Raw genomic sequence first — 11,487 nt, 5'->3', positions numbered from 1 at the left:
TTGCCCCTTATGCTCTTCAAGGTAGGATCTGCTGTTCGCGCAGAGGCTAAAATAGAGCAAAAAGCACTAGCTCAGGAGCGCAGGGCAAACAGAGCGCGCTATTTAATGTTAAATTCAATCTGAGTTAACACTCGCTTTACAATTGATTGTGCAAAAGGATCATTCCCAATAATTGATATTACTTAAAAATACTATTTTTGCAAAAATTGACTGCGATCATGAAACAGCATCTATTGTACTTTTTTGTATTTATTCTTTTTCAAACTTCCTTGCTAAAGGCACAAGAAGTCATCGAAACCATTGCTCCCGACCGACCCGGATATGGCGATGCCGTTTCCATTGTGCCCCTGAAAAACCTACAAGTTGAAACCGGATTCTGGTTTGAGCAAGACAAGGCTTCGCCTTTGACCACCAGTGGGCTTGGTTTAAATTCTACCCTTTTCCGGTATGGAGTGGGCAAAAATATTGAATTGCGCCTGGATTATAATTTGTGGCAAAGTAGAACCAAATCCAGCAGACCGCGTACGCCCGAAGTGTCTGAAACCGGATTGTTTCCTTTTAGGGTAGGCATGAAAGGTGCGCTGACGGAAAATCAGGGTTGGATGCCCAGCATCACGTTCATTGGTATGTTGGGCCTTCCTTGGAGTGCGACCAATAATTTTCGTCCCGGATACCTCAGCCCTGATTTGCAGTTGTCTTTTGCCAATCAAGTAACCGATTGGCTCAGTATCTGTTACAATTTGGGTTCAAGTTGGGATGGTGATAATCCCAACCCGCAGAATTATTATGCGCTTTCAACGGAATTTAGCCTGTCCGAAAAACTTGGCGCTTATGTGCAAGGCCGTGGTTCTTTTCAAACGACTCGCGAGGCAGGTAAAGTGTCTACCGAACATTTGCTCTATACCGAAGCTGGGGTCGTGTTTTACCCCAAACCAAATATTCAGATCGATCTATCCAGTGGATTAAAAGTGGCAGAATATGCATCGGAGTGGATTTCAATCAATGACCACAGTTATTTCTTTGTGAGCACGGGTTTGTCCTGGAGGTTTCCTAGGTAAGTAACGCAGAAAAATTAACTTCCCGATTTTGGGTTTTGAATAGGAAGCCGAACGGTTCATTTCAAGTGAGCTTCCTATTCAAAACCCTCTTAAAAAATCGGGAAGTAATTTTTTGCGTCATACCAAGTAAAAAAAATAGGTTTTAGGTGTTTTGTATTGATGTGTTTTATACTTGAAACTTCGTTCCATTTTTACTGCTGCCTTCCCTAAAGGTTCACCTTTCAGGAAGGCAGCAGCAGTAATAAACGCAGCGTACCCGACCAGTTCTTTAATTTCCAGCACCAATCACGATCCTTTCTGTATATACCTTTTGTCCTGCCTGAACCCGGACAAAATATACACCCGAAGGTTGGCTCGACAAATCGATTCCAAGTGGACCTTGATCATAATCCTCCAACTGCTTTGCAAGTACTTTTCGGCCATCCGCACTTAGTATGGTCAGTTGTAGATCTCCAGTAACTCCAGGAGGAATGAGTAAGTTAAACTGCCCTGAAGTGGGGTTTGGCCAAAGTTGGAGCTTCTTCAGCAATGAAGTTTCAAGTGCTGACAAGTCAATTTGCCCTTTAGCAAGATCAGCGTTAAGCTGTTTATTTTTAAAATCCAGAAAAAAAGTATCTGACCAAGGGCTATAGTTGCCATCCGGGCAAAGAATCCTGGCTTGGTAATAGAAATTTTGTCCTTCTTCATTATCGACATTAAAAGAAGCTCTACCACAATTCAATGAATCAGATACTGCAAACTCCCAATAATTATTGGTGACCTCCCGGTCAAACCGAATCCAGAACCTAATAGAGTAATAAAATTCAGAAGGCAAAGTACAAGTGATAAAATACTGCTTGTAATTGGTATCATAACGATTGATCACATTTTCACTTCCCTCAATCGAAGAGCATTTGTCCAATACAGTTTTAAAACTTGTAGAAAATTGGATACTATCCGCAAAGGAATTGGGGCAGTGTAGTACCACCTTTAAATCATAGGATGATTCGGGTTGAAGACCGTCCAAATAAAGCGAGTTTTGATTGCCCGTTGAGATTGAATCCCAATTGGTGGAATTTTTCAACTTGTATTTCCAAATGTAGTTTAGGCCAGTGGAAGCTGGATGAAAATTATGAAATTCTACGTTGGCTTCAATGTAATCAAGGTTGGTTGAATTCACGACCACTGCACCAGCGTAAGGAATATCGCAAGATTTGGTTTTAAAATAAATTGCAGGCGTTTGTAAAGTGGTACCATTGCAGTTGACCCCTACTACCATTTCATATTCAGTTGCGGGTATTAGCCCGGTCAAATTGGGAACAATCCCCCGCAATCCGTCAATCGTCTGGAAGGCAGTTTGACTTCCTTTGACCCGATAACTGATGGTAAAAGGCAAATACAAATTGTAATCAAGTTCGATGAAAGCGGAAGTTTGAGTGATCCTTCCAACCTTAACCCTATCCAAAGCAGGAACAAAACAGCCAGTTGGCATCATGATGTAATTGCTGTATACAAAGCTACTAGGTGTCCCAGCAAAGCAAATTACTTCTACTTTAAGCTCGTATCTTGCCCCGGGAATAAGGTCAAAAAGACTCAGCAATGCTTCTTCGGTAATGATAGTATCAATCCAGTTTCTCCGCCCCAATTCTCGGTAACTCCACTTATAATGAGCAGCCTGCCAATCGCTGGAATTGCTTTCAAGCAATATATCTACAGTAGTCGCGTCGATGAACTTCGGAACAAAAACCAGCGAGCTGGGCAGTTTGCAGCTCCCGACACTAAATTGATATAAACTTGACCAGGGAGTCCAGGTACCAATTTTCTGGCAAAATCCTCTTACCTGAACTTCGTATAGTTTTTCAATAAGTTGGGTAATCTTTAAATCATTCCCAACGGCATAAATCCAATTATCGGTTGAGCCATAGGAACGATACCTCCATTCATAAGTGCTAAAATTGTAATTGGTGCATTTCAAAAGTACACTTTTGTCTGTAGGCGTTTCAATTTTGACATCGGTTACTTTGATGTCTGAACAAGACGGATAATAGGAAAGATATACCCAGTCTGTTGTATCACCAACCAAGCAAATTGCCCGGACACCAATGATATAGGCCACACCATAGGCTAAACGATCAAAGTTGATCATGCCAGTTGTACTTGGCAATTGAGCGGCCCAGTCCGAGGCACCTTGCTTGCGGTATGCCCAAAAATACTTTTTAGCAGCCAAGCTACAAGTGAGCTCAATCTTACCGGATTCAACTTCTTTTATGTTGATTTGATCAGGAGTCAAAGTGCAACTGGACAAGCTTTGCAAGGGCGGGGTTGAAAAAAACAGGGTATCGGAAAAAGCACTGTCAAAATCAGAACAAGATCGGCGAACTTGAAATTCGTAAGTCTTCTCTCCGGCTAATTTGTCAAAAAGCACTTCCTCATTCAAAGAAAAGACTTCTTTTTCCCACCACGTTTTGCCTACTTGTCGATATCTCCAATGGTAGCCATCAATACTAGAAGCAGCACAGGCAATATGCGCATAATGGGCATTCAATTCTTTTATTACAATTTCATTGTCCTTAATTTTTGGACAAGGCCAGAAAAACAGTTTGCTTTCAGACCATTCGCTTGATTCTCCATTGGCGCAGCTAACTTGCAATGCAACTTCGTAGTTCGCGGCTTGATTCAGCACCAGGCCTTGCTGGAATACCGAATCAGGAATCACCGCCCATACCGAATCACCCAAAATTCGATACCGCCAATGATAGCGTGTAAATTGCCCTTCTAGGTATAGAAATTGAACGTTATCTCCGATAACAAGAATTTTGATATTGCGCAAATCAGGTTTTGGACAGGCCAACTCAGGAGTGAAGAATTTTTTGCTACTACTCCAGGCACTCCAATTGCCTGCAATACATTTTTGTTTTACCTGGATTTCGTACTGCTCCGGGAATCGTAAATTGGGGATTGTCCAAACTGGGGTGTCCAATGAAATGCTATCAGTCCAACTTTCTGCCCCAACCCTACGAAGCCGCCAGACATAGGCTTCTGCGCCAGGTGGACACGTCGCTTGCATTTTTCGAACACTCAGGTATTGCACCTGGACATTGGAATAAGCAACTGGTGGACAAATTTTGGGCAAAGTAACAAACTGGCGGTAGGCCAAAACCAGGCTGATGGCCAGTTCATTGTTGTGCCGACAACCAGATTGTACCGTATATTCATAAGTAGAATTAGGCTGTAAATTAGTTGCCAGCGTTTCAGGGGCGTTATTTACAAATAAACTGGTCCAAGGTAAGGTTCCTACCTTGCGGTAACTAAATATATAAAAAACAACGCCTGGCACTGTATCACAACTCAGCTTAGCGGACACATCAGTAATTGAACTGGCGTTAAATGTGGTTGAATCGGGAAAATCGCAGGGATACGCGGGAGTACTAAATTGAAATGGGCTTGAGAAGGCACTCCAAACCCCGGAACTGCACCGCGCTTTTAGCCTAAACTGATAGGTGGACAGAGGCTTGAGGTTACTGACGTAGGTAATGGTATCATTATTGAAAGATTCTGTAGACCAGTTGGCTTCATTCAATGCTTTGTATTGCCATGAAAATCCAGCACCTTTAGCTCCACGATAGACGATCCGAGCGTGACTGAACCGCAATTCGAAGGCATACAAATTGCTAGATTTTGGGGTTTCACAGGGGGTACTAAACGTTTTTACCAAGCTCCATGCACTTGCATCTCCTGGCCCACAAACGCCTTGTAAGGTCACTTCAAAATCTACCCCAAACTCTGGAATTTTTACTGCCGATACCCCTTGAGGTAAGATTGTCCAGGTCATTATTCCTTTTTTGCGAAAACGCCATAAATAAGATTGATAATATTTGCTGGTATCCGCATACAAAAATTGTAAAACCGAATCACCAACAATTGCAACTCGAATTAAATCGCGGTTTGGCAGTCTACAGGGTTCTGGCGAAGTTTGAAAACTGCCGATTTTACTGTAACCTGAAGCTTCGGTTAGGCTGGAATTACAATACACCCTTACCCTGAATTCGTAAGCAGTATTGGCTTTCAATCCCTGCAAAGTTATTGTTGGTGCGCTCGTACGTTGCAAATTCAACCAAATCGTACTATTGCGGACTCGGTAAAAAAACTCGTACAATACTGCTCCGCCCACAGCTCCACATTGCAGCACCGTACTTTGATAACTTAACTGACTAACTTTTAAACTGCTGGAATCTGGCGCGGAACAGGCTGCCAGGGTGGTAAACTGTGCGGTCTTGGAATAGGCACTGACTGTGGACAAATTGGTGCTACAGTATACCCTTGCCCGATACTCATATATTGTGCCTGCCTTCAAACCACTGATGTAGTAGTTGTTTAATCGAACCAATGGGCTATTTATCCAAGTATCTGTACCCTTGGCTCGATAATGAAACTGGTAGTAGGATATCCCGACTTGAGTTCCACAGTTCAATTGAGCTGCAAGGGAGGTAATTTGTTTTACGACAAGTGTAATGGAGTCGGGTGCAGCGCAAGGTATCGCCAAGGTTTTAAAGGACAAAGTATCCGACCAACTGCTATAGACCCCATTTTTGCACAAGGTACGCAAGCGAGCCTTGTAGCGGACATTCTCAACCAACCCTAAGAAATACAGACTATCGGAAGTAAGTTCTGGGGATAAATACACCAATTGGCTGTTGCTAGATTGGCGCAATTCCCATTGATAGCGTGAAACATCCAACCCTTGCGTTTTTATAGTTACAGCGTTGGTGGTGACCTTCTTCAGCAGGATATTGTTGACCCCTGGCGTACTGCAAATTTGCTGTGAACGCAAGGTGACAACATAGTCTTCCGTTTCAATGACCTGGGCAGAAGTATCACAGGGATCTGATGCCCAGTTGTTTAGTGAAAGAATGATCCGCAGACGGCTTGATCCGGCACTAAGCTCAGTTGGTAGCGTAATCAGGCCCTTGTGACTGCTGCGGTGTGGGCTTTTGCCCTGATAAATCCGTTCGCCAACATCGTCGAAATCACGATCTCGATTTTTATCAATCCAAACCTGCCAGTGTAGGGTATCGCGAATGCGAAAAGTACCTCCAGGATCGAATTGTATGGTGTACTGTACCCCAGCACTCAGCGAGAGGCCACTATTTTGGTTGAGCAAATAGCCATCATTGTCCCCGGAGGTATAACCCCAGGGGTCGATGCTGACCCGATTGAGCCAGGCGTTGGTTGAACGGCCAAAACTGGCACAATAAACGCCTCCACAGCCTTGGGTTTTTAGATTTGCCAGAGGAGACCAGTTCGAAAATCCACCGCCACAGGCCCGGCGTACTTGAACCTCAAGTTTGGTACAAGGCTTGAGATTCTTCAAACTCCATTGATTGCTCGTGAGATTTTGGGTTTTCCAACTGGTATCCCCTAGGGTACGATAGCGTACCTGATAGAGACTATCTTTTGCAAAAGCTGTCCACTCCAATTGAACCGAATTGTAAGTAGAATCTATTTTGTTGATCGATGGAATGGCACATACTTCGGCAGGACATTCTTCAGGATATACCCTAAACCGAGAAAAATATTGCATCCGCTCATATTGACCCGGAGAAAAGTAGTCTACGCACTTAGTCCAGGAATAGGACATGATGTTCCGTGGGTTGGGCTGATAAAGGTCGCCATTTTTATCCCGTGCCGTACCCGTATAAGCACAGGTAGCGCTGTTCACCAAGATAGTATTGCAACCAATTCCTTGCAAATTAGGGTCAGCTGGAGTATCACACACGTCGTCGCCAGTACGGGCACAATTGGGATCCTTGACCAATTCGTCGGTAAGGGTTTCACAATTTGATTTACCGTGCGTATGGTATAATCCATAATAATGCCCCATTTCATGGGCAAAAGTAGCTTGACTCAAGTGGTTCTTGAGCATAAAAATTGCCTCTGGCGCACCACTCCCTGGCAGGTATGTATAACCAGCAACACTACCGTATTCAATACTTTCTACACAAAAAACGTTGATGACTTTCGTGGTTTTAAATTCCTGCCAAAGTACCTTTTCCTCACTGACCAAATAGCTCCCGTAAGGAGATGACAAGACATTTAATGGGGGATGACAAGAGAAAAATTCAATCCCCATAGGTTGAAAAGCCTTGTTCAAATTGGTTACGGCCAGATTCACATCCGCCTGGGATAAACTAGCGGTTTTGCCGGAATTAAACGCAACGAATTTGAGCGGAACTCTTTTTACTGCTCTTAGCTGATTGCGGGTATTTGGATCGGCATGAAAGCGTTCGATGGCCTGATGATGGCTATTCATCCACTGGATTGTTGCTTCGTCGGGTTCAAAGCCGCATCCATTTGCCGGAGACTGAGCCAAAATTAGCTGTGGCAAAGCCAATAAAATTAAGAGGTAAAAGAAATTTTTCATGAGCTAGATTTTCCTAGTTTAGGAACGGGTTTTAAGCGTTTTATTTTTTTATAAACTTAAGGGATTGATTGCCTCTGGCTGTTTGCAACTCCACTACATACAACCCAGGAACAAAGTTCTGTACTATTATCGTAGCCCCCCTAAAGTTTTCCTGTCCGGCCATTCGCCAAACCACCCGCCCCAAGGCGTCACGAACAAGTAACAAATTGATGTCCAGTGGCTTTTGTAATGTAAGTTCCAACCGCGCTTCCACAGGATTGGGATACAGTTGCAGTCCGATTTGATCATCCAAGGGTGCATTTAGTTTGGATTGTCCAATCGGTGTCCGAGGATATGGGAATGGCAATTGTCCAGGGCTTGGGCGGCGTATTGCTACAGACATATCAAACCGGGTAAGTACAGAGGAAATGTAATCTTCGGTGACCAGAATGTTATTACTCAGGCGCAGGGTATCGATATACATGGCTCCTTCCAGGTAAAAGCTTTCATCTGGGCCAGGCCGCACAAAATGAGGGTAAAAATGATTAACAGAATCCAGTGGAAAATCTGCCACCCAATCCAGTTTCCCTGAGGGTTCAATACGGGCCAGTCCACCCCATTCATACATGGAATCTTCATCGTCAACATAAGTGATGGGCAATTCAATGGTTCTGTCTGCCACCTGAAGGGTAGTAGGTTCGTAGGCAAGGTAATACAGTGGCATCAACAAACGCCCTGCGGCATCCACCGACCAACTGCGAAAGGGCAAGAATGAAGAATCCAGAATATAATCCAAACACAGAGGAATCACTTGTGGGAGCTGTTTTTTCCAAATAATTTTCCCATCCGAGTCAATTTTGAGTATAAAAGTCGTGTAATCCTCTTCTGGATTCGGATTGATCCCAATATCGCTCAACACCACCCGCCCATTGTAGTACAAAATCTCGGAATAGCTGCCTACTATGTAAATGTCTCCATTTTTCCCTGCTACCATGCGGGCATATAAAATATCACTATTGAGTTCACTCAACCATTCAATGTCGCCGTCAGCAGCATGTTTGATGAGGTAAGTTTGATCATAAAAAGGATCAATTTTGGGCAGGCTTTGCAACGAAAAACCATCTCCAAAATCCACTTTGTCACCATAAGCATACGTCCCCAACACCCAAGAGGAGCCGTCCCGCTGAGCACTTACATCCAATAACTCCAGATCGGCATCGATCTGATTGCCCTGACGATACCACTTCAACTTGCCATTGGGATCCATTTTGCAGGCAAAAATGGCATCTTTAGGTACATTTTTGATGGTTTGACCAGCGATAAAGATGCTGTCTGCACGATAACTTAAAAAGGTCAGCAAAAGATTGTCTTGAAGGTCGAGGTTCAGGCGCAAGTCATAAAAATAACCCGCAGCCGTGCTCATTTGACGCCCCCATGCCACATCGCCCTGGGTTGAAAACTTGACCAAAAACAGGTCTTCACAAAATGAATCGGCGCCACAGCTGGAGGTCAAATAATCATTCCTTCCAAGGTAGACAGTATCGGCACTGCTGGTTCCCCCCAGAATGACCTGGCCTTGTGCATCCAAAACCATATCATATACATTCACTGATCCGAATTCCGATTCCCGGATCGTTCGGTACCATTCCAATTTGCCCTTGGCATTGTATTTGGCTAAAAAAAATTGATAAAGGCTGTCGGGGTTTTCTTGCAAATGGGTTTGTGCATCTAGTTGAAGGCCTTCTTGAAACCCGCCGAGCAAATAGGAGTTGCCTTGTTGATCTACGAGCATTTCAATGAGAGGACCACCTTCTTCGTCCGTAATATCGCTATCGCTGATGTCAATTTTTGCAGCCCACTGGTAGTTGGGCTTTTGGGCAAAGGCCAAACCAGGCAAGGCCAAGGCAACAAAGATCAGAAGAATGGAGTAGTAGTATTTTTTCATAAAATGAGGTTAGATAGGGTTAAGGTTGTAGGAGAATGAGTCGTTCACTGAAAACAGTTTGCCCAACTTGCAGGCGCAGGAAATACACTCCGGGAGATTGTTCCAAAAGCCTGACCTGCGGCGGAAGGCCAGCACTAAAGTTTAGCTTTGCCTGATGTACCTGCTGCCCGGTGCTGTTGAAGACCAGCACCTCGCCTTCGCCCTGGAGGGTATTGGGGACTTGCAGAATGAACAAGCCCATGTTGGGATTCGGGATGATGCGTAGCTGTGGGGCGTCCGACTCAGCTGCAACTGGAGTAAAATTCAATTGTAAATCCGGCTCAATTAGACCGCTATTTGTTTTCTTAATGGCCCATTCATAATCTTCGGTCTCCAGGACTATTCCTCCCTTTCCACAGGCATCCACATAGGTGCCCTTGGAAAGGCTAAGCCGCATGCGGTAAGTACCTGCAAGGGAATCTGGAAAAGCGAGGCTCCCTTTTACAATGGCGCTCCGTCCACGGCTTTTGGCCTGAAAGACCATTTCACTGGGGTCATTAAAATCTTTATCCCGGTTGAAGTCAACCCATACCCGCCAGTACAGGGTATCTCGTGCGCGGGTGAAGCCTCCCGGCTGCAAGGCCAAGGTGTAGCTTTTTCCAGCCGCGATGTTCAGGTCATTGGGGGTAAAAAGGTCATAGCCACCGTCGTCGCCAGTTTTATTTGACCATTCACCCAGGCTCAACCGGTTGATCCAGACATTTTCGCTGCCCCCCAGGCTGGTACAATACCCATCGTTGTTGGCACAGCCCTTGGTAAACGCTAGGGTAGGGGCCGACCAGTTCGTGTAGGCATCCCCACACTGGGCGCGCACCTGGAACTCGACGCGGGTACAGGGGCCAAGGTCGTAGGCCAGCCACTTGTTGCCATAAATGGTTTTAAGGGGAATCCAGGTGGTATCTTCCCCGAGGCGATAACGCGCTTGAAAAACGGAGGCGCTTCCCGCAGTCCAATCAAACTGCATCAACCCTGGACTGAGCTGGCTTGCCACCACTTGAGGCATGGGACAGATTTTTCGCCCTGAACAATCCTCCGCGTACAAGCGTATATTTTCGGCAAAAAAGCGCATGCGCTCGTATTGCCCGGGCGTAAACCGGGTGGTACAATGCTCCCAAGTATACGCCATGATGTTGCTAGGGTCGGGCTGAAAAGGCTTGCCCAAACGGTCGAGCTCCTTGCCGATATACTTGCAAGTGGCCGAATCGACTAGGCTCCCTCGGCAAAATAAGCCATCCAGATTGGGGTCAGCGGGTGTGTCACATACGTCATCGCCAGTACGGGCGCAATTGGGGTCGTTGACCAATTCATCGGTGGTACCACAATTGGATTTGCCGTGGGTATGGTACAAGCCGTAGTAGTGCCCCATTTCGTGCGGAAAAGTGGACGTCAGTAATTCTTCCTGAAGGAGGAATATAGCTTCCGGCCCATTTTGCGATGGGAAATAAGTGTATCCAAGGGCACTACCAAAATCAATGTCTTCAAAGCAAAAAATATTGATGATTCCGGAGCGGCCATAGGTGTTCCACACGTTGTCTTCGTCCAGGTCACTGTCAAAATTAGCATAGCGCGAAGAAATGACCCGTCGTAAGTTTTCACAGGCAAAAAACTCCAGATTGGCGGCTTGAAAAGTTTTATTGAGTGCAAGCAGTGCTCGTTCAAAATCGTCTTGGGTAGGACTGGGGCTAGCGGTTCGACTGGAAAAAACCACCAATCGCACGGGTACCCGGATGGGTGCACGCAATTCGGGACGGGCATGCTGTCCAAAGCGCTCGATCGCCTCCTGATATCCCTTCATACTTTCGATCTGGCGAGTGTCCGGTTCAAAGCCACAATGCTTTCGCTGGGCAAACGTGATGAGGGGCAAAAATGCAAGCAGGGTCAAGTAAAACAGTTTTTTCATCCGTTTTAACATTAATGATGCAAAAGCATCTTGAATGGGTGTGTCGTATGTACACCCAGGATATTTTGTGGTAAAAAAATGTAGAATTAACGATTCGTACTGAGTAGTAGCCTTTCCGTATAATTTGATGAGTAGTCCTTCACTGGTAAAAGTAATATTAAATTTG

General features: G+C 45.1%; 4 protein-coding genes. 1 reads left to right on the top strand and 3 read right to left on the bottom strand.

Annotated elements, in window-relative coordinates; genetic code table 11:
* Positions 1-218 precede the first annotated feature (218 nt).
* Complete coding sequence (locus ABW391_RS05585) at positions 219-1,058, top strand: transporter (RefSeq protein WP_353480851.1); 840 nt, start codon at positions 219-221, stop codon at positions 1,056-1,058.
* 268 nt (positions 1,059-1,326) lie between these two features.
* Here ABW391_RS05585 and ABW391_RS05580 read toward each other — a convergent pair whose 3' ends face one another.
* The 3 genes from ABW391_RS05580 to ABW391_RS05570 are packed head-to-tail and all read right to left on the bottom strand — an operon-like array spanning position 1,327 to position 11,321.
* On the bottom strand, positions 1,327-7,458 hold the full coding sequence (locus ABW391_RS05580) for a GEVED domain-containing protein (protein ID WP_353480850.1): 6,132 nt from the start codon (positions 7,456-7,458) through the stop codon (positions 1,327-1,329).
* A gap of 40 nt (positions 7,459-7,498) precedes the next feature.
* Positions 7,499-9,382, bottom strand: coding sequence for a T9SS type A sorting domain-containing protein (locus ABW391_RS05575; protein ID WP_353480849.1), 1,884 nt, complete (start codon positions 9,380-9,382; stop codon positions 7,499-7,501).
* Between the two features lie 19 nt (positions 9,383-9,401).
* On the bottom strand, positions 9,402-11,321 hold the full coding sequence (locus tag ABW391_RS05570; RefSeq protein ID WP_353480848.1) for a zinc-dependent metalloprotease: 1,920 nt from the start codon (positions 11,319-11,321) through the stop codon (positions 9,402-9,404).
* Between the last annotated feature and the right edge of the window lie 166 nt (positions 11,322-11,487).

Source organism: Haliscomenobacter sp. (genome assembly GCF_040403615.1).
Taxonomy (GTDB): domain Bacteria; phylum Bacteroidota; class Bacteroidia; order Chitinophagales; family Saprospiraceae; genus Haliscomenobacter.
The sequence above is the reverse complement of the archived record's forward strand: the minus strand, read 5'-3'. Positions and strand labels throughout refer to the sequence as shown.